General features: G+C 69.9%; 19 protein-coding genes. 7 read left to right on the forward strand and 12 right to left on the reverse strand.

Annotated features, from left to right (window positions below; translation table 11 throughout):
* Positions 1 to 154: 154 nt before the first annotated feature.
* The 5 genes from FRANCCI3_RS18560 to FRANCCI3_RS18580 form a co-directional block, all read right to left on the reverse strand.
* On the reverse strand, positions 155 to 1,825 hold the full coding sequence (locus FRANCCI3_RS18560; protein WP_011438049.1) for an Hsp70 family protein: 1,671 nt from the start codon (positions 1,823 to 1,825) through the stop codon (positions 155 to 157).
* Positions 1,826 to 1,865: 40 nt separating this feature from the next.
* Positions 1,866 to 3,077, reverse strand: a complete 1,212-nt coding sequence (locus tag FRANCCI3_RS28335) for a co-chaperone GrpE (protein WP_035958447.1) — start codon at positions 3,075 to 3,077, stop codon at positions 1,866 to 1,868.
* 231 nt (positions 3,078 to 3,308) lie between these two features.
* Positions 3,309 to 3,986, reverse strand: coding sequence for a TerD family protein (locus FRANCCI3_RS18570; RefSeq protein ID WP_011438051.1), 678 nt, complete (start codon positions 3,984 to 3,986; stop codon positions 3,309 to 3,311).
* Between the two features lie 164 nt (positions 3,987 to 4,150).
* Positions 4,151 to 5,323, reverse strand: coding sequence for a DUF475 domain-containing protein (locus FRANCCI3_RS18575; RefSeq protein ID WP_011438052.1), 1,173 nt, complete (start codon positions 5,321 to 5,323; stop codon positions 4,151 to 4,153).
* Positions 5,324 to 5,725: 402 nt separating this feature from the next.
* Positions 5,726 to 6,301, reverse strand: a complete 576-nt coding sequence (locus FRANCCI3_RS18580; RefSeq protein WP_011438053.1) for a TerD family protein — start codon at positions 6,299 to 6,301, stop codon at positions 5,726 to 5,728.
* Positions 6,302 to 7,009: 708 nt separating this feature from the next.
* Here FRANCCI3_RS18580 and FRANCCI3_RS18585 point away from each other — a divergent pair.
* The 4 genes from FRANCCI3_RS18585 to glgB all read left to right on the forward strand — a co-directional run bounded on the left by FRANCCI3_RS18585 (position 7,010) and on the right by glgB (position 14,871).
* The gene (locus FRANCCI3_RS18585; RefSeq protein WP_011438054.1) at positions 7,010 to 9,028 is read left to right on the forward strand and encodes an alpha-1,4-glucan--maltose-1-phosphate maltosyltransferase; all 2,019 of its coding nucleotides are present in this window, start codon (positions 7,010 to 7,012) and stop codon (positions 9,026 to 9,028) included.
* On the forward strand, positions 9,028 to 10,752 hold the full coding sequence (treS, locus tag FRANCCI3_RS18590; RefSeq protein ID WP_011438055.1) for a maltose alpha-D-glucosyltransferase: 1,725 nt from the start codon (positions 9,028 to 9,030) through the stop codon (positions 10,750 to 10,752). The genes FRANCCI3_RS18585 and treS overlap by 1 nt, the downstream gene beginning before the upstream one ends.
* 186 nt (positions 10,753 to 10,938) lie before the next feature.
* Positions 10,939 to 12,309 (forward strand): maltokinase N-terminal cap-like domain-containing protein, encoded by a 1,371-nt coding sequence (locus tag FRANCCI3_RS18595; protein WP_011438056.1) that lies wholly within the window; start codon positions 10,939 to 10,941, stop codon positions 12,307 to 12,309.
* A 123-nt stretch (positions 12,310 to 12,432) separates the two neighbouring features.
* Positions 12,433 to 14,871 carry a 1,4-alpha-glucan branching protein GlgB gene (gene glgB / locus FRANCCI3_RS18600; protein ID WP_011438057.1) on the forward strand — a complete coding sequence of 813 codons (2,439 nt, stop codon included), beginning with the start codon at positions 12,433 to 12,435 and terminating at the stop codon, positions 14,869 to 14,871.
* 375 nt (positions 14,872 to 15,246) lie between these two features.
* Here the strand turns inward: glgB and FRANCCI3_RS18605 are convergent, their stop codons facing one another.
* A complete protein-coding gene (locus tag FRANCCI3_RS18605) occupies positions 15,247 to 16,236 on the reverse strand; it encodes a tetratricopeptide repeat protein (protein ID WP_011438059.1) in 990 nt (329 codons plus the stop codon).
* 148 nt (positions 16,237 to 16,384) lie between these two features.
* Positions 16,385 to 16,708, reverse strand: coding sequence for an MTH1187 family thiamine-binding protein (locus FRANCCI3_RS18610; protein WP_011438060.1), 324 nt, complete (start codon positions 16,706 to 16,708; stop codon positions 16,385 to 16,387).
* Between the two features lie 227 nt (positions 16,709 to 16,935).
* On the opposite strand from FRANCCI3_RS18610, the gene FRANCCI3_RS18615 reads away from it, so the two are divergent.
* Positions 16,936 to 18,468 carry a sensor histidine kinase gene (locus tag FRANCCI3_RS18615; protein ID WP_011438061.1) on the forward strand — a complete coding sequence of 511 codons (1,533 nt, stop codon included), beginning with the start codon at positions 16,936 to 16,938 and terminating at the stop codon, positions 18,466 to 18,468.
* Here FRANCCI3_RS18615 and FRANCCI3_RS18620 read toward each other — a convergent pair.
* The 4 genes from FRANCCI3_RS18620 to FRANCCI3_RS18635 all read right to left on the reverse strand — a co-directional run bounded on the left by FRANCCI3_RS18620 (position 18,418) and on the right by FRANCCI3_RS18635 (position 21,950).
* Positions 18,418 to 18,948 (reverse strand): cupin domain-containing protein, encoded by a 531-nt coding sequence (locus FRANCCI3_RS18620; RefSeq protein WP_011438062.1) that lies wholly within the window; start codon positions 18,946 to 18,948, stop codon positions 18,418 to 18,420. The genes FRANCCI3_RS18615 and FRANCCI3_RS18620 overlap by 51 nt on opposite strands.
* Before the next feature lie 26 nt (positions 18,949 to 18,974).
* Positions 18,975 to 20,159, reverse strand: coding sequence for an acetyl-CoA C-acetyltransferase (locus tag FRANCCI3_RS18625; protein ID WP_011438063.1), 1,185 nt, complete (start codon positions 20,157 to 20,159; stop codon positions 18,975 to 18,977).
* Positions 20,160 to 20,403: 244 nt separating this feature from the next.
* The gene (locus FRANCCI3_RS27160) at positions 20,404 to 21,396 is read right to left on the reverse strand and encodes an FG-GAP repeat domain-containing protein (RefSeq protein ID WP_011438064.1); all 993 of its coding nucleotides are present in this window, start codon (positions 21,394 to 21,396) and stop codon (positions 20,404 to 20,406) included.
* Positions 21,393 to 21,950: a SigE family RNA polymerase sigma factor gene (locus FRANCCI3_RS18635; RefSeq protein ID WP_011438065.1), complete on the reverse strand. Its 558-nt coding sequence runs from the start codon at positions 21,948 to 21,950 to the stop codon at positions 21,393 to 21,395. Before FRANCCI3_RS18635 ends, FRANCCI3_RS27160 begins: the two co-directional genes overlap by 4 nt.
* 172 nt (positions 21,951 to 22,122) lie before the next feature.
* Between FRANCCI3_RS18635 and ccrA the strand changes: the two genes are divergently transcribed.
* Both ccrA and FRANCCI3_RS18645 read left to right on the forward strand, forming a co-directional pair.
* A complete protein-coding gene (ccrA, locus tag FRANCCI3_RS18640; protein WP_011438066.1) occupies positions 22,123 to 23,472 on the forward strand; it encodes a crotonyl-CoA carboxylase/reductase in 1,350 nt (449 codons plus the stop codon).
* A 72-nt stretch (positions 23,473 to 23,544) separates the two neighbouring features.
* Positions 23,545 to 24,261 (forward strand): sugar-binding protein, encoded by a 717-nt coding sequence (locus FRANCCI3_RS18645; RefSeq protein ID WP_011438067.1) that lies wholly within the window; start codon positions 23,545 to 23,547, stop codon positions 24,259 to 24,261.
* Between the two features lie 327 nt (positions 24,262 to 24,588).
* On the opposite strand, the gene FRANCCI3_RS18650 is transcribed toward FRANCCI3_RS18645, so the two are convergent.
* The gene (locus FRANCCI3_RS18650) at positions 24,589 to 25,224 is read right to left on the reverse strand and encodes a YkvA family protein (protein WP_011438069.1); all 636 of its coding nucleotides are present in this window, start codon (positions 25,222 to 25,224) and stop codon (positions 24,589 to 24,591) included.
* Positions 25,225 to 25,247 lie beyond the last annotated feature (23 nt).

Below are 25,247 nucleotides of genomic sequence, written 5' to 3' on the forward strand. Positions count from 1 at the left end.
CTATCCACTCCGGCGTCGGCCGCCGCGGGCCGGAACACTCGTGCGGGAACACTCGTGGGGGAGGCCGAATGGCCCGGCACCGGCATCGATCCACGGCGAGGTCCGATCCGCCGCGGGGTCCGATCCGCCGCGGGGTCCGATCCGCCGCGGGGTCTCAGTCCCGCTGCTTGAGCAGGCTGACCTTCGCCGACTCGACGGCCCGCATCTCCTCCGAGCCGACCCCGGCGCGCACCTCGAGCACCAAGGGGGTGGCCGCGCCCTCGTGCGAGGCGGTGACCTGGATCGTCTGGTCCCCGCCCATCGTGAAGGTCACCTCAACGGGGGTGCCCAACGGGTGGCCAGGCGGAATCCCGCTGATGGAGCCGGCGACGATCACCTTGTTGTCGTCGATCGCCGTGGACTCGGCGGTGGTGCCCTGCTCGAAGACCCGGATGTCCACCTCGGCCTGATCGTCGACGACGGTGTAGAAGGTCCGGGTGACGGCGATAGGCAGCGGGTCGTTCTGGTGGGCGAGGAAGGCCGCGACCGGTGTGCCCCGGTCCTCGGCGAAGATCCCGAAGCCACGTGACGTGACGTTCGTCACTTTCGTGCGGACGAGATCGACCACGGAGGCGGTCGAGAGTCCCGCCTCCTCGGCGCTGGCTGCGGCCGCCTTCTCCACGTCCACGGCGTCGGCTGCGGCGAGTTCCTGGTCGGGACGTAGATGCCCGCTGGCGACCAGGTCCGCGTGGACCTCGCGCTCCAGTGCCTTCTTCTGCCCGTACACCGCGGCGCCCTTGGCGACGGCGAGATCGGGATCGGCAAGCCGAGAGGTGAGCCCGAAGGACTCCTGCAGCCGGCGGGCCACCGCCGGTGTCTTGCTCATGCCCCCCACCAGCAGGCACAAGTCGATCTTCTCGACACCCTTCTCCCGGGCTCGCGCCAGCACCGAGCCGGTCAGGTCGATGGTGCGCCGCAGCAGCGGGCCGGTGATCTCCTCGAAGACGGTCCGGGTCACCGGCACGCTTGTGCGCCTGCCGTTGTGCACGACCAGCACGTCGACGCTGTCCCGGCCGGACAACGCCAGCTTCGCGTCCTCGGCCGCGGCCAGCAGCTCCTGCTCGTCGTAGACGTCGTCGAGCGGGTCGCCCGCGTCGGGCTGCGCCTCGGTGAACTTCTGCGCCAGGTAGCGGACGAGTTCGTTGTCCCAGTCCGCACCGCCCAGCTCGTGGTCGCCATCCGTGGCGACCACGGTGATCGCGCCCTCGCTCAGCCTGATGACCGTGGTGTCGAATGTGCCACCGCCGAGGTCGTAGACCAGCACGGTCGACTCCTCGGCCCCGTCCTGGCCGAATCCGTAGGCGAAGGCGGCGGCGGTCGGCTCGTTGATGATGTCGACCACGTTGAGGCCGGCGAGCTCGCCGGCCAGCTTCGTCGCCTTGCGCTCCTCGTCACCGAAGTACGCGGGCACGGTGATCACTACATCGGTGACCGGGACACTGGTCGCGCGTTCGGCGTCCGCAGCGAGCGCCTTGAGCACCAGGCTCGACACCGCGGCGGCGCTGTACTCCTCGTCATGCGCCACGAACCGCCAGTCCGACGCGCCCATGTGCCGCTTGACCAGCCGGGCGACATCGTCGGGACGGATGCGAGCCTGGCGCTTGGCCTGGGTTCCCACCACGAAAGAGGTTGGGCCCTCCGCCCCAGTGTCGAACAGGACGACCGAAGGCGTCGTCGGCTGGGACTCGATGTTGCGGATCACTTCCGGTCGGCCGTACTCGTCGACCTGGGCAATGCAGGAGTAGGTCGTGCCCAGGTCGATCCCGAACACCTTGGTGCCTGCCACCGTCTAATTCTTCCCTTCACAAGCCTCGTACCTCCGCGGCTCAGCGCGATCGGTAGACCTCGGTCTCCGCCGGTCGGACGACCGTGGTCTCGCCGCGGACGAAACCCGGACGAACGGTACGAGCGATCGTCCCGTCCCGTCCCGGGTCGTCCGTCGGCACCCGACGCACCCCCAGGTGCCGCGCCGGGTCGAAGGTCCCGCCCGGCACCGCCGTGTACGGGCGGACGTCCACAGCGACATCGAGCACCTGGAGCAGCTGCTTACGCAGGATGCCGGCGACACTCTGCGGATCGTCGGCCCCCAGGCTACCCATTTGATCATGAAGTCGAATCAACCCCCGCAGAAGGGGGGCCATGGCTTCGGTAAGCTCACCACTACGTAGCCGGGCATTCTCGGCATGCAATCGGTCCACGAGTTGGGTATCGTGACGCCGTAGCCGGGCCAGCTCGTCAACGCGGCTCGCGAGGCGTTCCAGCGCCACCGCCTGGACAGCACCGATCGAACCCACCAGATCCGTCCCGCCGCCGTCAGGGCCCGGACGGTCCACGGGGCAGTCCTGATCCGCCGAACCGTCCTGAGGAACCTGATCATCCTGAGCCGCGGTGCCGCCATGGTCGACCGGGCCGCGCTCCGCATCCCGTTGATCCGGGCCCGTCGGAGACCGTGTCGGCGTCGCCGGTCCGGCGTGCTCGGCGCGCTCGGATGCCACGGCCGACTCCGGCTCGTCGGGCCGGACCTCGTCGGGCCGGACCTCGTCGGGCCGGACCTCGTCGGGCCGGACCTCGTCGGGCCGGACCTCATCAGGCCAGACCTCATCAGGCCGGACCTCATCAGGCCGGACCTCATCAGGCCGGACCTCATCAGGCCGGACCTCATCAGGCCGGATGTCCTCAGGGCCACCCGCCCCGCGGTCCCCGGCCTCGGGACCGGTCTCGCGCCACTCAGCCTCCGGCAGGTCATCGGCCTCGCGCGGATCGGTCGCCTCGTACGCGGGCGCGCCCCGAGAGCCCGCGACGGAGCGGTGCTCCTCCCGCGCCCCATACCCCGATCCGGCATGGTCCCCGTAGCCACTCGACCCGCCGTGGCTTGGCTGCGAGGGGGACCATGCCGGGGCGTTCCGTCCCGGGAACCGGTCCTCTCTCGGCGGATGGGCGTCCACCGGAACCTGCCCTCTCCGGCCCTGTTCCCAGCCGGCCGCCCGCGAAGGACCGGCGTACGCCGGGTCGGCCTGGCCCGGATCGGCGCCGGTCACCGGCCCGCCGCGATCATCGGCGGAGTATCGTCCGGGCCGCTCCCGGCCTCGCCCGGAAGCCGGGTCACGATCAGGATGAGATCGGTGCCCGGGGTGGGCCCGCTGGTCGCAGCTCGCACGGTCGGCGCGCGCCTGCTCGGGCGAGGGCTCGCGACGTGGCTGGAACATCGAGTATCGATCCTCCTCGCCGACGGGCGGCGGGACCGGATGGCTCATCGCGGACTACCGGCGTCACTTGCGGCCGGCAGTCCAGTTCAGGCCCCAGCCGTAGGCCTCGTCGAGCTCGCGGTGACCGCTGACGTAGCGGACCTCCCGGCTGACCTTGAAGTCGTTGCCGGTGTTGGTCAGCAGGGCGATGGCGCACATCCGGGCGCCACCGGCCTGCTCGTCCAGCCGGACCTCGATCGGGGCACCCTGCGCCGGAGTCAGGGTGACCACCGCGTCGGCCTGGTCGAACGAGGCCACCCCCTCGTAGATGAAGGCGAACACGAGGATGCGGCGGATCTGGGAGATGGCGGCGAGGTTCACGTACAGGTTCTCGCCACCGACCGCGGCGCCCGTGCGGTCGTCCGCGTCGAGGTTGATGAAGGGGGGATCCGTGAAGGAGCCGAACGCATCACCCAAGGCCTGGACCACACCCGCACGGCCGTCGGAGAGCTCGAACAACGCGGCGAGGTCGAGATCAATGCCGCCGCCCGCGGCGCCCAGCACCCGCTTGAGGAAGCCGCCCTTCTGCTGGCCGCCGCCCGGCTGCTGGTTCCAGTTGAGGTTCACGTGCAGCCGCCCGCCACCACCCTGCTTGCTCAGCGAGACGGTCGGCGCGGATTTCGTCAGTGTCACCTTGCTCAGCGAGACCGGGCCGGAACCGGCCGCCGGTGTGGCGGGACGTTTGCTGTAGTCGATGCCCATGATCCGCTCCCTCGCGGTAGCTGGGTGTCATCCATGATCAGGTGATCATCGCCTGGCAGGATCGGACGCCAGTACCCGACGATGTCACATCCGCGGCGGCGCTCTCCAGACCGGCCACCCAGGCCCGGTGCGCCGGCCGGCTGTCGCCGCCCGGCGCACGGCCGCTACATCGGGGCGCCGACGGCCTCTCGTGGCTGCCCCGGGCCGCCCTCGTCCTCGCCCGGGACGGACCCGGCACCCGCCAAACCGCGCTCGGCGGACCGGTGGCGGATGGAGGACAGCAGCGACAGACCGATGAAGGCCACCCCGATGAGACCGGTGACGATCTCCGGAACCTCGGTCTCGATCGAGATGGCCAGGATGATGGCCAGCGCCCCGATCGCATAGTGGGCACCGTGCTCGAGGTAGATGTACTCGCCGAGAGTGCCCCGCCGGACCAGGTAGACGGTCAGGGACCGGATGTACATCGCGCCGATCCCGAGACCGGCCGCGATGACGAAGATGTTCTGGGAGATCGCGAAGGCGCCGACGACTCCGTCGAACGAGAACGACGCGTCGATGACCTCGAGGTAGAGGAAGAGGAACGCGGCGGCCTTGCCGGTGGCGAGCACCAACTTCGGCGGGCCGCCGGTACCGTTCGACCGGACCGGGGCCAAGCCTGCCGACTCGGCGACGGAATCGTCGTCATCGTCCTCGGCGCCCACACCGCGGGCCTCGAAGAACTCGCCGAGTCCCCGCACGCCCAGATAGGTCGCGAGCCCCGCCACCCCGGAGAGCAGCACCTGCTGCTGGTGGTCGCCGGCGAAGGCCTGGCCGACCACCAGCAGGGCGATGAGCCCAAGCACGATCGGAACCACATCGAGCTGGCCCGCCCTGCGCAGCGGCTCCTCCAGCTTCTTGATCCACTGGATCTCCCGTTCGGGGTCGAACAGGAAGTCCAGGAACAGCATGAACAGGAAGATCCCGCCGAACGCGGCGATGGCCGGATGCGCGTCACCCAGTTTCTCCGCGTACCGGGCACCGTCGTTCAGCGCCAGGTCGAAGACCTCGAGCGGACCGAGATGCGCGGTCAGCGCCACGATGGCGATCGGGAAGATCAGACGCATGCCAAACACCGCGATCAGGATGCCGAGCGTCAGGAAGATCCTCTGCCAGAACTGGCTCATCCGGCCGAGGATCGTCGCGTTGATGACGGCGTTGTCGAAGGACAAACTGATCTCGAGCACCGCGAGGATCGCGACGAGCGCCGCGTTCCTGGGGCCACCGATCACCCCCGCCGCGGCCACCCCGATAACGGTGATCGCCAAGGACCATCCGAAGATTCGCAAGGCGTGCACGCCTACCAACACCCTCCCGGACCGGTCGCCAGACCCCGGCCGCGCCGCGCGGGCGGATCCGCGGTCCGTCGGATCCCGCATCGCTCAAGCATCGCCGGAGACCGCGTCGTCCCGCGGCCTGCTGGCCCGGTGCGGCGGTCGTCGGCATCGTAACTGCTCGTCTGGTGGGCACGACCTGACAAAAGTGCTACACCCGATGTGTATCGCTCTACCTGTACATGTCACCCACACACGACCGGACCCATAGCATCTGGTCATTACCGCGCCGGCCGGCGCGGTCGGACCCAGTGACCCGGTCGGACCCGGTCGGACCCAGTGACCCGGTCAGACCCAGTGACCCGGTCGGACCCGGTCGCCTGACCGAGCCCGACTGCGCATCCGGGGTTCAGACGTATCCGGGGTTCAGACGTTGACGCCGAAGTCGCGCGCGATCCCGGCCAGACCCGAGGCGTAGCCCTGTCCGACGGCTCGGAACTTCCAGTCCGCGCCGTGCCGGTAGACCTCGCCGAACACCATGGCCGTCTCGGTGGAGGCGTCCTCGGTGAGGTCATAGCGGGCGATCTCGCTGCCGCCGGCGCCGTTGACGATCCGGATGAAGGCGTTGCGGACCTGGCCGAAGTTCTGCTGCCGCGAGTCCGCGTCATAGATCGAAACCGGGAAGACGATCTTGTCAATCTCCGCCGGCAGGGATGTGAGGTTCACCGTGATGGCCTCGTCGTCGCCCTCACCCTCGCCGGTCAGGTTGTCGCCCTGGTGCTCGATCGCACCGTCGGGGCTCTTGAGGTTGTTGAAGAAGACGAAGTGCCCGTCCGACACGACCTTGCCGTCGGCCCGGCACGCGATGGCGCTCGCGTCCAGGTCGAAGTCCGCGCCGGTTGTGCTCCGAACGTCCCAGCCGAGCCCGACCAGGATGTTGGTGAGTCCGGGCGCCTCCTTGGTCAGCGACACGTTGCCGCCCTTGCTGAGGCTGACTCCCACTGCTCCTCCTGCTGTGCGTTGTTCGAAAGGGCTGCCGTTCAGATGTTGCTGCCGTTCAGATGTTGCTGCCGTTCAGATGTTTCGGGGGCCGCTCGAGCGGCCCCCGCGGAAGCCGGCGACCCGGGGCGAGGTGCGCCCCGGGTGTCCCCGGGTGTCCCCGGGCGCCGGCAGCCTACTGCGCGGCGTGAACGCCACAGTGACTCTCCGCCCACGAAGGCCACGTGGCCGGAGTACTGTGCCCTGCGGGACGAACGAGTGGGCCACGAGGTTCCCGCAGCCGGTGCCACACCGCCCCGTAGCCGCGCCGGCTGCGCCCGAATCGTCCCGGTGCCGCCCGCCCGCCACGATCGGGCCACCCCTTTACGCGCCGGCAACCGCGGCGGAACACCACCCGAGCCACCCCGACCCCATCACACAACATCACCACAATGATTCCGGAATGCGCCGGGCGTCCGCCGCCGGGACCCCGGTGACGCTCCGACCTCGACCCCGCACCCGGAGCACCGCAACAGAGGAGGTTCGGACGTTCGACAGGGCCGCAACTGGGGAACATTGCCTTCAGCGCGGGCCATCCGGGCGGGACGGACCGACCCATCCCAACGACAACAATCGCCCATGCGATGGTCGCGGGCAGTTCACACAGAGGTGTCGCCAATCGCCACGTACAGGGCGGACCATTGAGGTGTGGTTCGTCTGGATAAGGTCGTCATGATGATCGGACGTTCAGTAGGCCGGGTTGTCGTCTCCGATGTGACACCGACCGTCTCGTGTGGCCAGTGGCCGGCGCGGGCGGTCGCGGGCGAAATTCTCACCGTCGGTGCAACGGTGTTCCGCGAGGGTCATGACCTCATCGGCGCGAACGTCGTGCTGTCAGGTCCCGACGGGCAGGGAACTCCGTTCATCCGGATGCGCTCCGCCGGCCCCGGTACCGACCGTTATGAGGCGGAGATCACCGCCGGGACCGAAGGCCTGTGGGGATATCGGGTCGAGGCGTGGGCCGATCCGGTCGCCACCTGGCGGCACGGTATTGCCCTCAAGGTCGGCGCGGGCCAGAGCACGGACGAACTCGCGGTGGACTTCGAGGACGGTGCGCGCCTGCTGCTGCGGGCCCTGCCCGCAGTCCCCGAACCGCGCCGGGCGGAGATCGCTCTCGCCGTGGCCGCGCTGCGCGACGACGACTGCACCGACCCCCGCGACCGGATCGCCGCGGCCCTCGATCCCCAGCTGGTGAGCCTGCTGGACGCCTGTCCGCTGCGCGAACTGGTGACCCGCTCACCGCTGTACCGGCTGTGGGTGGATCGTCGGCGCGCCCTCTACGGCAGCTGGTACGAGATGTTCCCGCGCTCGGAGGGCGCGAGCCTCGACCCGCCCCGGTCCGGGACCTTCCTCACCGCGGCCGAACGCCTGCCCGCGGTCGCGGCGATGGGCTTCGACGTGGTGTACCTGCCGCCGATCCATCCGATCGGCGAGGTCAACCGCAAGGGTCCCAACAACACCCTCACCCCCGGTCCGACGGACCCCGGCTCGCCGTGGGCCATCGGCAGCGAACACGGCGGCCACGACGCCGTGCATCCCGACCTCGGCACGATCGACGACTTCGACCTGTTCGTCGCCCGGGCACGCTCGCTGGGCATGGAGATCGCGCTGGACCTCGCCCTGCAGTGCGCGCCGGACCATCCATGGGCGAAGCATCACCCGGAGTGGTTCGTCGTGCGTAGTGACGGCTCCATCGCCTACGCGGAGAATCCGCCGAAGAAGTACCAGGACATCTATCCGCTGAACTTCGACGCCGACCCGACCGGGCTCTATCAGGAGATCCTGCGCGTCGTCCGGTACTGGACTGCACACGGAGTACGAATCTTCCGTGTCGATAATCCGCATACAAAGCCCGTCGAGTTCTGGGAATGGCTCATCGCCCAGGTGAAGTCGACCGAACCAGATGTGCTCTTCCTCGCGGAGGCATTCACCCGGCCGGCGATGATGCACACGCTCGCCAAGGTCGGTTTCACCCAGTCATATACCTATTTCACCTGGCGCAACACGAAGTGGGAGCTCGAGAAGTACGCGCGCGAACTGGTGTCGGCCGCGCACTACATGCGGCCGAACTTCTTCGTCAACACCCCGGACATCCTGCCGGAGTACCTGCAGCACGGCGGCCCGGCGGCGTTCCGGATCCGGGCGGTGCTCGCTGCGACGCTGTCACCGACCTGGGGCGTCTACTCCGGGTACGAGTTGCGCGAGAACACCCCGGTCCGACCGGGCAGCGAGGAGTACCTGGACTCCGAGAAGTACCAGTACCGGCCACGCGACTGGGCCGCGGCGGAGCGTGCGGGCCAGTCGCTCGCGCCGTACCTGACCAGACTCAACCAGATCCGCCGTGCCCACCCCGCCCTGCAGTGGTTGCGCAACCTGCACTTCCACCATGCCGACGGGGACGAGATCATGGTCTTCTCCAAGCGGGTGGACTCCCTGCGGGCGGACGGCACGGATCCCGGGGACACGGCCGCCGCCGACACCGTGCTCATCGTCGTCAACCTCGACCCGCACGCTCCCCGGGAGACCACCGTGCGGCTCGACATGCCGGCCCTCGGCCTCGGCTGGGAAGACTCCTTCGAGGTCACCGATGAGATCACTGGTGCCACCTACGCGTGGGGCAAGCAGAACTACGTGCGGCTGGACCCGGCGGTCGAGCCCGCGCACGTCTTCGCTGTGCGGGCCCGGTCGTGATGGATTCTGAGCCTCTCAGCGAACCGATCGGCGACCACACCCCCGGCCCGGCCCCCGCCATGCCGGTCGGGGGGACTTTACGCGACCCACACTGGTTCAAGCGAGCCGTGTTCTACGAGGTGCTCATCCGCGGCTTCGCGGACTCCAACGGCGACGGCACGGGGGACATTCGCGGCCTGATCTCCAGGCTCGACTACCTGGAGTGGCTCGGTGTCGACTGTCTGTGGCTGCTACCGATCTACTCCTCGCCGTTGCGTGACGGCGGCTACGACATCAGTGACTACTTTCAGATCCTGCCGGAATTCGGTGACCTCGGCGACTTCGTTAGCCTGGTTGACGAGGCCCACCGCCGGGGCATCCGGATCATCGCGGATCTGGTGATGAACCACACCTCGGACGCCCATCCCTGGTTCCAGGCGTCCCGCTCCGACCCCGACGGGCCGTTCGGGGACTTCTACGTCTGGTCCGACAGCGACGAGCTGTACCCGGACGCCCGGATCATCTTCGTGGACACCGAGAAGTCGAACTGGTCGTGGGATCCGGTCCGCGGTCAGTACTACTGGCACCGTTTCTTCTCCCACCAGCCCGACCTGAACTATGACAACCCCGAGGTCCAGGAGGCGATGCTGGAGGTTCTGCGCTTCTGGCTCGATCTCGGCATCGACGGGTTCCGGCTCGACGCGGTCCCCTACCTCTATGTCCGGGAGAACACCAACGGCGAGAACCTGCCGGAGACCCACGAGTACCTCAAGCGGGTCCGCAAGGAGGTCGACGCCAAGTACGCCGACCGGGTGCTGCTCGCCGAGGCAAACCAGTGGCCCTCCGACGTCGTCGAGTACTTCGGCAACGACGACGAGTGCCACATGGCGTTCCACTTCCCGTTGATGCCGCGCATCTTCATGGCGGTCCGGCGGGAGTCCCGCTACCCAATCTCGGAAATTCTTGCTCAGACACCCCAGATCCCGCCGAACTGCCAGTGGGGCATCTTCCTGCGCAACCACGACGAGCTGACGCTCGAAATGGTGACCGACGAGGAACGGGACTACATGTGGGCCGAATACGCGAAAGATCCGCGTATGAAAGCCAACATCGGCATTCGTCGCCGGCTGGCGCCGCTGCTGGACAACAGCCGTGACCAGATGGAGCTGTTCACCGCGCTCCTGCTCTCGCTGCCCGGCTCGCCAGTGCTGTACTACGGCGACGAGATCGGGATGGGCGACAACATCTACCTGGGCGACCGGGACAGCGTCCGGACTCCGATGCAGTGGTCACCGGATCGTAACGCCGGTTTCTCCACCGCGGACCCGGCCCGACTGTACCTTCCCCTGATCATGGATCCGGTCTACGGTTATCAGGCCCTGAACGTCGAGGCCGGACAGCGCATGCCGACCTCGTTCCTGGCCTGGACCAAGCGGATGATCGAGGTACGCAAGCGTCATCCGGTCTTCGGGCTCGGCGACTACACCGAGCTCGGCGCGTCCAATCCCTCGATCTTCGCCTTCGTCCGCGAGTTCGGCGACGACCGGGTCCTGTGCGTCGCGAATCTGTCCCGCTTCGCCCAGCCGGTGGAGCTCGATCTGCGTCGTTTCGAGGGAATGGTTCCGGTGGAGCTGCTCGGCCGGGTGCACTTCCCGCCGATCGGCGAGCTTCCCTACCTGCTGACACTGCCAGGTCACGGACATTACTGGTTCGCGGTGACCAGACCGGGGGAATTCACCCCCTAGCCGCGTTGGGCGGACCGGGGCAACGGAGGCCGTCGGGGCGGTCGGGCAAGGAACAGCCAAGGAGCACTGGAACCGCCTGAACGACGTGCGGCCCGGCCCGGGTCGGGCAAAAGGCTGCTATGGAGGCAGTGGACGTTAGGTTAGCTGGCATAATGATCGTTGAGGACGGGCACCGGGAGGTCGATGATGGGTGACCACCACGCGGAACTGACCGGCCTGTTGCGCGAGTGGCTCCCCCGGCAGCGCTGGTTCGCCGGGAAGGGCAGATCCGGGGGCGGCCTGCGGATCCGTCACGACGTCATGGTCTTCGAACCGCTACGGCTGCTCGTCGTTGACGTCGACTACGACCACGGTCCGTCGGACCATTACCAGGTTCCGGTGGTCATCCGCTCGGACGCGCCCTTCGGCCACGAGGGCTTCCTGATCGGCGAGAGTGCCGGCGGCCTGGTCTACGACGGCCTGCACGACCCCGATGGCAGCTCGGCCCTGCTGAGTTTCCTCCGCCGGTCGACACACCGCGACGGCCTCGTCGCCGAGGCGCTGGAACCACTGGACATCCTGCCCGCCCACGCCGTCGGCGCCGAGCAGTCCAACACCTCGATCGTCTACGGCGACGCCTACATCCTCAAGGTGTTCCGGCGGCTCTGGCCGGGCGTCAACCCCGATCTGGAGGTGACCCGGGCGCTGGCGGAGGCGGGCAGCACACACGTGGCCCGCCCCGTCGCCTGGTACTCCGGCCGTGTCGACGGGACACCGACCACCTTCGGATTCCTCCAGGAGTACCTGCGCAGCGGTACCGAGGGCTGGCGACTGGCGCTGGCCAGCGTGCGCGACCTGTACGCCGAGGCCGACCTGCACGCCGACGAGGTCGGCGGCGACTTCGCCGCGGAGGCCGAGCGGCTGGGTACCGCCACCGCCGAGGTGCACGCCGACCTCGCCCGGACGCTGCCGACGAGGCCCGCGACCGCCGATGCCCTGCGCTCCCTGGTGACCTACCTGCATGGCCGGCTGGATGCGGCGGTCGAGGCCGTCGCCGAGCTGCGTCCCTTCGAGGCGGCGATCCGCAAGAGCTACGACGAGGTGACGGGGGCGTCGGCGCAGGCCGTCCATCCCCGGCCCTTCCAACGGCTACACGGCGATCTGCACCTGGGTCAGGTCCTGCGGGTCGACTCGGGCTGGGTGCTGTTCGACTTCGAGGGGGAGCCAGTCCGCCCGGTCGCCGACCGTGTGGGGCTGGAATCGCCGCTGCGCGACGTCGCCGGGATGCTGCGCTCGTTCGACTACGCGGCCCGGTCGATGCTGCTCGAACGCGGTGACGAGCCGTCGTTGGCCTACCGCGCCCAGGAGTGGGCAGATCGCAACCGGGAGGCGTTCTGCCGGGGCTACGGTGCCGCGGCCGGCCGCGATCCTCGTGCGGATGCCGTGGTGCTGCGTGCGTTCGAGCTCGACAAGGCCGTGTACGAGATCCTGTACGAGGCCCGCCACCGACCGGGGTGGATCGGGATCCCGCTGTCCTCGGTGGAACGACTGACCCGGTCCAGCCCGTCGGCGGGGTAAGCCACGGCCCGGCCCGGGCCGTGGCGGCCGCCCGGCAGCGGTGCCGGCACCCGGACGCGGATCAGCCAGAAGACCCGACAGAAGACCCGAAAAATCACCGCGCAGAGAGGCAGGGGTGTCCCAGTGAACAACGGCGACGTCAACAACGGCACGGCGCGGACGGGACGCCTGGCCACCGGGCTCGCCCCCGACCGACCGAACCCCCGAGGGGCGGCCACCGCCGTCCGCAACGGCGGTGGCCGGGTGGCGCTGGCGGACCGCGACGCATCGTCCGCCAGCGCCCAGCCTGGACAGACCGCCGACGATCCCGCCGTGCCATCGGCCCCACCATCGGCCCCACCATCGGCCCTGCCCGCAGACCCGCCCGCGGTTGCGCCCGCGGTCTCGGTCGACCTGCCCTACGACGACCTGGAGCGGTTGGTCAGCGGGGCGCATCACGACCCGCACGCGCTGCTCGGGGCGCACCCGCATCCCGGGAGCGACGCCACGGTCGTCCGGGTGCTGCGCCCCGATGCGAGGGCCGTGACCGTCCTCGTCGGGCCGGCCCGCTACCCGGCCACCCGGCTGCACAGCGGCGGGGTGTTCGGAGTGGCCGTGCCGGGAATGCTGCCCGACTACCGCATCGAGGTGACCTACCCGGACGGCCCGTACCTCATCGACGACCCCTACCGGCACCTGCCCACCCTCGGTGAGATGGACCTCCATCTGATCATCGAGGGCCGGCACGAACAGCTCTGGAAGGTGCTCGGGGCGCATCCGCGCGCGCTGACGACGCCGGGCGGCGCCACAGTCACCGGGGTCAGCTTCGCCGTGTGGGCCCCCTCCGCGCGGGGAGTGCGGCTCGTCGGCGATTTCGACTTCTGGGACGGGCGTGCCTTCCCGATGCGCTCGCTCGGCCGCTCCGGGATCTGGGAGCTGTTCGTCCCCGGCGCCGGCACCGGCGCCCGGTACAAGTACGAGATCCTCGGCTTCGACGGGATCTGGCGGCAGAAGGCGGATCCGCTGGCGTTCCACACCGAGGTGCCGCCGGCCACCGCGAGCGTGGTGTTCGCCTCCGACTTCACCTGGAACGACGGCGCGTGGCTCGACCGGCGGGCCCGGACGGCCTGGCGCACCGAGCCGGTGAGCGTCTACGAGGTCCACCTGGGCTCCTGGCGGCGCGGGTTGTCCTATCGGGAGCTCGCTGAGGAACTGACCGCGTACGTCGTCGAGAACGGCTTCACCCACGTGGAGATGCTGCCCGTGGCCGAGCATCCCTTCGGCGGCTCCTGGGGCTACCAGGTGTCGGCCTACTACGCCCCGACGGCCCGCTTCGGCAGCCCCGACGAGTTCCGCCACCTTGTGGACACGCTGCACCGCGCCGGCATCGGGGTGATCGTCGACTGGGTGCCGGCGCACTTCCCCCGGGACACCTGGGCGCTGGGCCGCTTCGACGGCACCCCCCTGTACGAACATCCCGATCCACGCCGCGGTGAACAGCCCGACTGGGGTACCTACGTCTTCGATCTGGGCCGCCCCGAGGTACGCAACTTCCTCGTGGCAAACGCCCTGTACTGGTTCGAGGAATTCCACATCGACGGGCTACGCGTCGACGCGGTCGCCTCGATGCTGTACCTCGACTACTCCCGGCCGGAGGGCGGCTGGCTGCCCAACATCCACGGCGGCCGGGAAAACCTCGACGCCGTCTCGTTCCTGCAGGAGACCAACGCCACCGTCTACCGCCGTTTCCCGGGCGCAATGATGATCGCGGAGGAGTCGACCGCGTGGCCCGGGGTCACCCGCCCCACCCACCTCGGCGGCCTGGGCTTCGGCTTCAAATGGAACATGGGGTGGATGCACGACACCCTCGACTACAACTCCCGGCTGCCGATCCACCGCATGTACCACCACCATCAGATGACCTTTTCGATGGTGTACGCCTACTCGGAGAACTTCATCCTGCCGTTCAGCCACGACGAGGTGGTCCACGGCAAAGGTTCACTGCTACGCAAGATGCCCGGCGACCGCTGGGCACAGCTCGCGAACCTGCGGGCGCTGCTCGCCTACATGTGGGCGCATCCCGGCAAGAAGCTGCTCTTCATGGGCTGCGAGTTCGCCCAGGACAACGAGTGGAACGAGTCCGCGTCCCTCGAATGGCCCCTGCTGGACGATCCCGCCCACGCCGGTGTCGCGGACCTCGTGCGCGACCTGAACGGTCTCTACCGGACGGTCCCGGCCCTGTACCAACACGACGCCGACCCGGCGGGCTTCTCCTGGATCGACGCGAACGACGCGGAGAACAACGTCTTCTCGTTCCTGCGGTGGTCGGGCGAGGACCCGGCGGGCGGCGTGCTGGCCTGCGTCACCAACTTCGCCGGCATCGGGCACGAGGGCTACCGCATCGGGCTGCCGTTCCCCGGCCGCTGGCGCGAGATACTCAACACCGACGGGTACCGCTACGGCGGCGGCAACATCGGCAATCTCGGCTCGGTCCAGGCTGTCGAGGAGCCGCATCACGGTCTCGACGCCTCAGCAACCCTGACGCTGCCGCCTCTCGGGGCCATCTGGCTCTCCCCCGCCTAGTGCCTTCCCCCGCACGGCGGCTTCGCCGCAGTGCGGGGACCCCTGGCCCAGGGCGCCGTACGGGGCCTCCGTCAGCTCGCCTTCGGCGACCCTCCTGGGATAGCCTCCTGGGATAGCCATCGGGGCTTCGCCGCAGTGCGGGGACCCCTGGCCCAGGGCGCCGTACGGGGCCTCCGTCAGCTCGCCTTCGGCGACCCTCCTGGGATAGCCTCCTGGGATAGCCATCGGGGCTTCGCCGCAGTGCGGGGACCCCTGGCCCAGGGCGCCGTACGGGGCCTCCGTCAGCTCGCCTTCAGCCGGTGAATGTGGGGATCTGAGCACGGTCCGCGGTCCCTGGACCGTGCACTGGCTCCCCACAACTCGACTGCCGCGTCCTCAGAAGAGAGCGGCTGCCAGGGAGCGTCGAGCCGGGGCCACCGCGGGCTCCTCGTCACCCAACGCCTGGAACAGCCCGACGAGGTGCGCTCGGACCCTTTCCCGCTCCGGTCCCGCCGTCCGGCGGACGACCTCGACGAGACCAGCGAGGGCCCCGGCCACGTCTCCCTGCGCGATGCCCAGGTCGGCCGCGGCAACCGCGGCCTCGACGTCGTCCGGATTCGCCACCAGCCGGTTGCGGACGTCCACCGGATCGTACCCATGCACCCGGCGCAGCAGTTCGGCCCGCGCGAGCCCGGTCAGGGCCTCGGGATCCGCGGGCGCCTCGGTGAGCCGGATGCGGTAGGACTCGACCGCGGTGTCGAAGTCGCCACGGGCAAGCGCCGCCTCGGCCGCCGCCACATGTGGGTCACGGGCGGGGCCGCCCGCGGCTGCCGCGCCCGGGACTGCGCCCATCGCCTCGCCGACCAGGGAGAGCAGCTGATCGAGCCAGCTCCGCACCTCCCGTTCGGGCACGGCGCCGGTGAACTCTCCGATGATCCGCCCGCCGATCACCGCCTTCACCGCGGGGATGCCCTGCACGTCGGCGGCCTGCGCGAGGCCCGGGTTCGCGTCGACGTCGATCTTGGCGAGGATCCACCGGCCGCCGTCCGCCGCGGCGAGCTTCTCCAGGATCGGGCTGAGCTGCTTGCACGGGCCGCACCAGGAGGCCCAGAAGTCCAGCACTACGGGAACCTGCATCGACCGGCTGACCACGTCGGTGGCGAAGCTCGCCTCGGTGACGTCGATGACCACGGGCCCGGCTGGCGCGCCGGGACGGGCGTCCGGCGCGGCCGTGGCGGCGCTGCTGGCGGGGGGAGGCGGGGTCGCCGGCTTGGGGTCGAGCGGGACGGCGCCGGCGAGGCGCAGACCGCCGAGGCTTTCGGGCAGACGTCCCGCGCCTCCCGCACCGCGCGGCGATCTGGATGGGACTGGTGGCCTACGTTGCATGCCTCCATCGTGGCATCTGGTCGCGGTCAGTGGGCTCGGCACCGGACGACTTTTCCGGTCCTCATGTCCGCCTCGCCCGGGGTCGGACACAGACGCCCAATCCGGGCCGGCGGGCCGCGGGCCGCGTGCCGTTGCCCGCCGGCCGCGGTCAACGATCAGTGGCGTCCGCGCCGGTCTCGCCCCCGGCCAGCAACCGGTCGATCGCGGCGACCTTCGTGTGCAGAGCGTCGGTGACTCCCGGGCGAAGATCGGCCTTCAGCACCAGACTCACCCGGCCAGCACGGGCCGAGACCGCCTCGGTGGCCCGGCGGACGACGTCCATCACCTCGTCCCACTCGCCTTCGATCGTGGTGAACATGGCGGTCGTCTCATGGGGCAGCCCACTGGCCCGCACTATCCGGACCGCCTCGGCGACCAGATCCGCGACCCCCTCGCCCTGACCGATGGGCGTGACACTGAAGGCAACAAGCATGCGGTCAGACTTATCACGACAGTCCGCTCACCGCGCATCGAACAACGCAGGGCCACTACCCTGCTACGCCGACGCACCGAGGTCGTCGGTAAGCTATTTGCATGTCACGAAACGTCGCCAGAAAACCGGCCGGCGATCCAGTTGAGCAAACCCGGAACAACGGTCTCTGACGGTACGCCCTACCATTGCCCGCCGTGGGGTGGAAGAAGACGGATAATGAGGCGTAGGTGGGGTCACGCATCTTGCTCGACGCGCTGACGGACCTGGCTGTGGTCGTCGGCACGGATGGTCGTGTCACCGACATGGGTGCCGCCGCCCGCGCCTTCCTCGGTGACCGGGTTCCCCGCGTCCCCCATCTGCGCGATCTTGTCGACGTCGTCGATCCCGCGTTCCGCCTCGCTCTCGGTGAGGCGGTGACGGCCGCGCTGGGGCGGACCGGGCAGTGGCGTGGCTCGGTGGGACTCGTCGACCTGGCCGGGGCCACCGTGCCCCATCACGTGACGGTCCGGGTCGACCCGGAGGGCGGGCTGGTCGTCGTCGCTCGGGACACCAGCGACCAGCGCGCCCGCGAGGTCGCCGAGAACGAGTCACGGGCCAAGGACGAACTGATCGCCCGGCTCGGCCACGAACTGCGGACCCCGCTGAACGCCATGCTGGGCTTCGCGCAGCTGCTGGAACTCGAACCGCTCACCCCCGACCTCCACGACGACGTCGAGCGGATCATCACCGGTGGCCGCCACATGCAGGCGTTGATCGATGACGTGCTGGACCTGGCCAGGCTCCGCGCGGGCCGGGGGGACATCAACAAGGGGCCGGTCAACGTCCTCGACATCGTCCAGGGCGTGGTGGAGCTCGTCGAACCGCTCGCGGCGCAGCGCAGCATCCGGCGGGTGATCCATCCGGCGCTGCCGCTCGTCGCCGACGCGGACCGCCGCCGCCTGTGGCAGGTCCTGCTCAACCTTGTCGGTAACGCGCTGAAGTACGGCCGGGAGGGCGGCAGCGTGCGCGTCGGCATCGTGCCCATCACCGGCTCGCGGATCCGTATCGAGGTCGAGGACGACGGCGCGGGGCTCTCCCCCCGGGCGATCGACCGACTGTTCCGGCCCTTCGAGCGCCTCGGCGCCGAGCGCAGCGGAATCGAGGGCAGCGGGCTGGGCCTCGCGCTGTCCCACGCCCTGGTCACGGCGATGGGCGGGGTGCTTACCGTCGCCAGCCGGTACGGCGTGGGAAGCGTGTTCGCCGTCGTGCTCGACGCGGTCGACCTGCGTTTCGAGGATCTCGATGATGACAGCGGGTTCGTGGGCAGTTACGGTGGCCTCCCAGGTCGCTCCGGCGAGTCCGGCACGGTCACCCTCGGCCGTCCTCCCACACCCGGCGGCCTGCGGGTCGTGCACGTCAGTGGCGATCCCGCCCTGCGTTCCCTGGTCGCCGAGACCCTCACCGATTTCCTGGCTGCGGACACCGTGACCGTTCCCCGCGCCGGTCTCGCCCTCGACGCGGTGCGGGGGGCCCGGCCGGCGTTCATCCTGCTCGACCGGGACCTGCCCGACACGACCGCGGCCGAGCTGCTCGCCCAGCTCGCGGCGGACCCGACCGCCGGCGTCATCCCGGCCCTGGTCCTCAGCGAGGACACCGACCCCCGCGAGCGGGCGTACCTGCGCCGAGCCGGCGCCGTGGACGTCCTGAAGATCCCGCTGGATCCCGGCGCCCTAGTCGCCGCGGCAGCCGCGCTCACCACCGCGATGACCGCCCCGAGCTGACCTGACCGGGCCGCCCCGAACGGCGCCTGATGCGGGGAAGAGCTCGAAGTCCAGAAAGTCGAAGCCAGGCGCCACCACGCAGCCGACCAGGACGTGCTGTCCATCGCGCGGGACCGCGGTCTGCCATTCGCCGGCCGGCACGACGAGCTGCGGCGCTTGGCCCGCGGCCAGATCGGGCCCGAGGATCCGCCGGTCGGCGGCGACCGGCGCCCGGCCCGGCCCGCCGAGAGTGAGATCGAGGGCCCCGCCGCCCTGCCAGAGCCAGATCTCGGCCGAGGCCACCCGATGCCAGCCGGACACCTCTCCCGGACGCAGCAGGAACAGGATGGACGTCATGACGGGGCGCCTGCCGCCATGTGCGTCGATCTGGTCGGGACTGGCCCAGGTCCGGCGGTACCAGCCGCCCTCGGGATGTTCTTCGAGACCAAGCTCCCGCACCAGGTCGTCGGCCAGCGTCGCGGGGTCGTCGATGCGGGTCATCGCGGGAGCCTCCCCGAGGCCTGCCGTCACGCCGGAACGCGCAGCACCAAGGCGTCTCCCTGGCCGCCGCCGCCGCAGAGACCGGCGGCCCCGATCCCGCCGCCGCGGCGCTTCAGCTCGTTGGCCAGGGTCAGGGCGATCCGGGCACCGGAGGCTCCGACGGGGTGACCGATCGCGATCGCGCCGCCGTTGACGTTGGTGATCTCCGGGCCGATCCCGAGGTCGCGCATGGACTGGATCGCGACCGCGGCGAAGGCCTCGTTGATCTCGACGAGGTCGAGATCGGCCGGGGTGAGCCGCTCCTTGGCCAGCGCCGCGAGGATGGCGCGCGAGGGCTGGGACTGCAGGGAGGTGTCCGGACCGGCCACGAAGCCGTGGTGACCGACCTCCGCGAGGATCGGCAGGCCGAGCTGTTCGGCCTTCGCCCGGCTCGCCACGATGACGGCGGCGGCGCCGTCGGAGATCGGCGACGACGAACCCGCGGTGATCGTGCCGTTGCCGTCGAAGGCCGGCCGCAGCTTCGCGAGCACCTCGACGGTGGTGTCGGGACGCACGCTCTCGTCCTGGTTGACGACCAGCGGCTCGCCGCGGCGCTGCGGCACCGCGACCGGGACGATCTCGTCGTCGAACAGCCCGTTCTTGGTGGCGGCGGCGGCCCGCTGATGCGACTGGGCGCCGAACTCGTCCTGCTCGGCCCGGCCGATGCCAAGCCCCGCGTTGTACCGCTCGGTGCTCGCCCCCATCGCGATCTGGTCGAAGGCGCAGAACAGCGCGTCGTGCTCGGTGGCGTCGAGCAGCTCGGCCCGGCCGTACTTCACCCCGGAGCGCAGCGAGCGCAGCAGGTGCGGGCCGCCGGTCATGGACTCCATCCCACCGGCGACGACGAGGTCGAACTCCCCGCTGGAGATGTACGTGTCGGCCAGGGCGATCGCGTCGAGGCCGGACAGGCAGACCTTGTTGATCGTGATGGCGGGCACCGACAGCGGGATGCCGGCGGCGACCGCCGCCTGCCGGGCGGTGATCTGACCCGCACCGGCCTGGATCACATGCCCCATGATCACATAATCGACCGCGTCGCCGGACAGGCCGGCCCGCGCGAGGGCACCCGAGATCGCGATGCCACCGAGATCCGTCGCGGTGAAGCTCTTCAGCCCGCCCGACAGTTTCCCGAACGGTGTCCGCACTCCGGCCACGATCACGGAACCAGGCATGGATGCCTCCTCATCTCCAGGAAGATCTTCGGACCGGGACGGCGCCGGCACACGGCATGCGGCATGCGGCATGCGGCATGCGGTGACGTCGTCTCGTGGCGACGGCCTCGAGAACGGCCGTTGCTGATATAATAGCCTGGTCACGTCTGAGATTCCCGGCCGCGATTCTGGCCTCTCAGGGACAAGCGCACCCAGCCGGACCGGCGGGACGGCCAGGAGAAGCGGACCGTCCTGACAGGGACCGTCAGGACAGCTGGCCGCAGGCTGCCACGAACGGCGAGGTGGCCGGGTCCGCCGGCAGGCGTACCTGGTCGGACCGGCTGTCTTGGGCGGCCAGGCCCTCCGGGGTCAGCGCCAGGATGGTCGTGGCCACGGTGAACAGCGAACCGTCGGTCGAGGTCCCGCTGTTGATCCGCAGGGCCCGGTCCATGCAGCGGAACCCGGCGCCGACGTTGCCCTGAACTCCGGCGGCGAGGGTGAGCTGAGCCGGCAGGGAGACGGAGGCCAGCGTGTCGAGACTGGCGTAGCGCACCAGCGCGTAGTTGTCCATCCCGCTCCTCGACGTGGTCTGCACCAGGATCTCGCCGAACCCGTTGGCGTCGATGTCGACGACCGTGTAGTGCAGGGGCACCACGATCGCGCCCAGGTCGACCTGCCCGACAGTTCCGTCCCGGGAGAACACGACCTCGAGTTTGCTCCCGGTCGCCCGCACCTGGTCGGAACGGCCGTCGCCGTCGACGTCGCCCGCCACCGCCGGCTTCACGACGGCCGTCGGCAGCTGAGGGCTGTCCTGGGTCACCGTCGTCGGACTGGCTGACGAACCGGCCGTGACGGGCGGGGAGGACACGCTGGTGCTCGGGAGGGCGGTCGGCGGGGTAGTCGCCGACCAGGTCGCCGCTCCCCCTCCGGACCCACCGCCGGCCCTGGCAGAACGGCCGGTGCCGCCGGTCGAGGGCGCGACGGGTGTCCGGCTCGGCCCCGTCACGGGTGCGGTCACGAGCGGCGGGACGGCTGGCTCGACGAGCTCGTTGCTCGACGGAGGGGGCCGCAGCGCCACCACGGCGAGCCCGATGAGCGCGGCCATGACCATCCCGCCCGCCGTCATCAGCGGCAGACGCCACCGGCGCCGACGGTCGATCCCGGCACGGATCTGCCGGTAAGCGTCCGGCGAGGGCCGGATGGGCTCCACCGCCTCGGTGAGCAGGCGGGCGAGCTCCTCCGGTTCCAGACCACTCACCGCAGGCCCTCCAGCTTGCCGCTCAACGCCGACAGCCCCCGGGAGGTGTACGCCTTGACGGAACCGACACTGCAGCCCATCACCGCCGCGGCGTCCGCCTCGGACATGTCGGCGTAGTACCGCAGCACCACCGCCTCCCGCTGCCGGCGGGGCAGCTCGCGCAGCGCCTGGATGACCGCCGCCCGTTCGACGAGGGAGTAGGCGCCCTCCTCGGCGCTCGCGGCGTCGGGCATCGGCTTGGGAGCGTGTTTGAGAGCGACGAGTCGACGACGCAGTGTCGAACGTGCGAGGTTGACGACGGTCTGCCTGAGGTAGGCCAAGGCCTTGTCCCGGTCCTGGAGCCGCCCCCAGGCCGCGTGGACGCGGATGTAGGCGTCCTGCACAACCTCCTCGCAGAGGCCGAGATCGTCAAGTAGTAACGCTGCAAGACGAACCAATGACCGATAGTGTTCGGAATACAACGCGGTCAGGGCGGCATCGGCGTCCCGCGCGACATCGCTACGGGCGGCGTCGCTCCGTGCAGGCACGGGCCGCCACCCTTCCACGACAGTCATGGGCGCGATCACACCCAGTTGGACGCGTACCGAGCACTCGAAGTTGTCCCAAAAGTTCTATCGCGTCGCGCACGAAACAGACAGCCTCCACATCCCGCGACCCCGCCTCCCACCTATGGGTAACATCTGCCGTCTATCCGCCACCAGCACCAGCGTCCTACGGAGGCCGACCGTGAAGGACATTCTCGAAGCGATCATTGCCCAGAGCCCTCCGTCGCCCGCCCGGCGGGCGGAGTTCGCATCCCTCCCGGTCCCCGAGTCCTACCGCGCCGTGGTCGTGCGCCGGGACGAAATCGGGATGTTCGAGGGCATGCCGTCCCGGGACAAGGACCCCCGCCGCTCCCTGCACGTAGACGACGTGCCGACCCCCGAGCTCGGTCCCGGCGAAGCCCTCATCGCGGTCATGGCCTCCTCCGTGAACTACAACACGGTCTGGACGTCGATCTTCGAGCCGATCCACACCTTCAACTTCCTCGAGCGCTACGGCCGAACCTCTCCGCTTGCATCCCGTCACAACCAGCCTTACCACGTTGTCGGCTCGGATCTGGCCGGAGTTGTGCTACGGACAGGGCCTGGCGTACAGGCCTGGTCCCCCGGGGACGAGGTCGTCGCCCACTGTCTGTCCGTGGAACTTGAGCGTCCCGACGGCCACAACGACACGATGCTGGATCCCGAGCAACGAATCTGGGGATTTGAGACGAATTTTGGCGGACTCGCCGAGCTCGCCCTGGTCAAGACCAACCAGCTCATGCCGAAACCCGCGCACCTGACCTGGGAGGAGGCGGCCGCACCCGGTCTGGTCAACTCGACCGCGTACCGCCAGCTGGTCTCGGTCAACGGCGCGAACATGAAGCAGGGCGACGTCGTTCTCGTCTGGGGCGCGTCCGGGGGCCTGGGCTCCTACGCCACCCAACTCGTGCTACGCGGCGGGGCCATCCCGGTCTGCATCGTCTCCTCGCCGGAAAAAGCCGACATATGCCGCTCCCTCGGCGCAGAGCTGATCATCGACCGCGCCGCCGAGGCCTATCAGTTCTGGAGTGACGAACACACCCAGAACCCCCGGGAATGGCAGCGGTTCGGCAAGCGCATCCGCGAGCTCACCGGCGGCGACGACCCCGACATCGTCCTCGAACACCCGGGCCGGGAAACCTTCGGCGCCTCCGTCTATGTGACCCGCCGCGGCGGAACTATCGCCACCTGCGCCTCCACCAGCGGTTTCCAGCACGAGTACGACAACCGGTACCTGTGGATGAATCTCAAGCGCATCGTCGGCTCGCACTTCGCCAACTACCGGGAGGCCTGGGAAGCCAACCGACTCATCATGCGCGGGATGATCCATCCGACCCTGTCCCGGGTCTACCCGCTTACCGAAACGGGGCAGGCCGCCTACGACGTGCACCGCAACCTCCACCAAGGGAAGGTGGGCGTGCTGTGTCTCGCCCCGGCCGAGGGGCTGGGTGTCCGCGACGAGGCACTCCGCTCCCGCCACCTGACCGCAATCAACCGGTTCCGCGGCGTATAAACCCGGAAATCGGCCAGGTCGACAGCCGGCTCCCCTCACGCTCGCATTGACCGTCTGAGATGCTGAGGTCCTATGACCGAACACACTGATCTCATCCCAATGGCCGGCGAGACCGACGGGCCCCCCGCCTTTGATCTGGTGCGCCGTGGCTACGACCCCAATCAGGTCACCCATCACGTGAACTGGCTCGTCGAGCAGCTACGCGAGGCCGAGGCGCACCGGGCGGCGGCGGAGGCGGCCGCGTCGGAGGCTGCGACCGAGGCGGCCCGGGTACGCGACGATCTGGCCGCCAACCGTCCCGCCTGGGAGGAGTTCGGTGGCCGCGTTACCCAGATCCTCCAGCTCGCCGAGGAGGAGGCGGCCACCGTTCGGGCTGAACGCACCCGGGAGGCCGATGCCCAACTCGAGGAGGCCCGCCGGATCGTCACCGAGGCCGAGCAGACCCGGGAGAAAACCCTGCGCGACGCCGACGAGCAGGCCGCGGCCATCGTCTCGACGGCCCGCGCGGAGGCCGAACGGATCGTCGAGGTCGCTCGGGCCGCGGCCGCGCAGGCCGAGGACGACTCGAAGCGTCGGCTGGCCGACCTCGAACGCCAACGCGAACAGGTGACCTCGCAGCTTGCCACCCTGCGTGACCAGGTGACGGCCCAGCTGGGCGCGCTGCGCGACAAGCTGACCGCCGCCTCCGCGTCGATCGCCTCCATCGAGGCACCGCCGCCTGAGGAGCGTAAGGCGCTCGGCAGCGAGCCGAACGCGTTGCCCGCGTCGGCGGCCTCCCGCGGGGTCTAGCCCGCACGGGAGACCGTCGTCTCGTGGGGTCAGCCGTCACGGACGCGCGGCCGGGCCGCTCGGCATCGGCGTTCCCAACACGGCCGGTGCCAGTGTCGACGGTCCTCGATCCGCTCGGGCGGCCAGACCACCACGTGAGCGGCGCCCGGAGTGATCTCATAATCACAACCGGGACACCGGTAGACCTTGGTGGTCGCCGCGCCGCTCGTCGGTCGCACACCCACTCACCGTCCCGCAGGACGACGACCGGATCCGGCATCCACCAGCCGACCGGGTGCCCGCGCTGCGCATCCGACGGCCGGGCCCGGCGTCGGCGCGCCTTCCTCGTCACCGCCCGCGAGCGGGTCTGCCCGATGCCCGGAACCGATCCCGCCGGGTGCGGGAACCCGAACCCGGGGTATCGCCGGCCGGCGGGCCCGCGACCCACTCGCCCCGGTCCACCACCTCGCCGTCAACGATCCGAGGCCGGTCATCCGCCGCCGGTCCGGCCGAGGAGGCCGTCGTGCGCCCGCCCGTCCCCGCCCCGAACCTCTCGCCCGTCCACCGCACCCGCCCGCCGACCCGCTCGAAGCCGGCCATCACGAGCGAGCGGGCGAGCTTGGCCTTGCGCACGGCCCCCGCCGGACTCGCCAGGGCGGACGACGCACCGATGAGCAGCTGGAAGCCGCGATCGCTGCCACGCCAGTGCTCACGCAGGATCGGCTCCCCGGCTCCGACGGCCAGCCGCCGGAAGGCGAACGCGATGACCGCGACGTCGTCGAGCTGACCCACCACCGGAATCGCGTTGGTCAGCCGGTTCTTCGGCGACACGAGGTACGCGAGCGCCGCGGCGGCCTCCACCTTCGCGGACTGCGGGACCCGCGGATCGGCGACGACCCGCCGCAGCAGCTGGACCAGATCGGGAAGGAACATCGTGACTTCCCGACTGAACGCTCGCACGGCGTCCCTGTCGAGCACGACCATCGCCGCTCCAGCCTCCTCCCGCG

Source organism: Frankia casuarinae (assembly GCF_000013345.1).
In the GTDB taxonomy this organism is placed as follows: Bacteria; Actinomycetota; Actinomycetes; order Frankiales; family Frankiaceae; genus Frankia; species Frankia casuarinae.

Coding starts and splice junctions, on each gene's coding strand:
- FRANCCI3_RS18585 (WP_011438054.1), top strand. CDS start 7,010: ATGATGATCGGACGTTCAGTAGGCCGGGTTGTCGTCTCCGATGTGACA.
- FRANCCI3_RS18635 (WP_011438065.1), bottom strand. CDS start 21,950: ATGACTGTCGTGGAAGGGTGGCGGCCCGTGCCTGCACGGAGCGACGCC.
- FRANCCI3_RS18595 (WP_011438056.1), top strand. CDS start 10,939: ATGGGTGACCACCACGCGGAACTGACCGGCCTGTTGCGCGAGTGGCTC.
- FRANCCI3_RS18650 (WP_011438069.1), bottom strand. CDS start 25,224: ATGGTCGTGCTCGACAGGGACGCCGTGCGAGCGTTCAGTCGGGAAGTC.
- FRANCCI3_RS18605 (WP_011438059.1), bottom strand. CDS start 16,236: ATGCAACGTAGGCCACCAGTCCCATCCAGATCGCCGCGCGGTGCGGGA.
- FRANCCI3_RS18620 (WP_011438062.1), bottom strand. CDS start 18,948: ATGACCCGCATCGACGACCCCGCGACGCTGGCCGACGACCTGGTGCGG.
- FRANCCI3_RS18570 (WP_011438051.1), bottom strand. CDS start 3,986: ATGGGCATCGACTACAGCAAACGTCCCGCCACACCGGCGGCCGGTTCC.
- FRANCCI3_RS18625 (WP_011438063.1), bottom strand. CDS start 20,159: ATGCCTGGTTCCGTGATCGTGGCCGGAGTGCGGACACCGTTCGGGAAA.
- treS (WP_011438055.1), top strand. CDS start 9,028: ATGGATTCTGAGCCTCTCAGCGAACCGATCGGCGACCACACCCCCGGC.
- FRANCCI3_RS18610 (WP_011438060.1), bottom strand. CDS start 16,708: ATGCTTGTTGCCTTCAGTGTCACGCCCATCGGTCAGGGCGAGGGGGTC.
- FRANCCI3_RS18645 (WP_011438067.1), top strand. CDS start 23,545: ATGACCGAACACACTGATCTCATCCCAATGGCCGGCGAGACCGACGGG.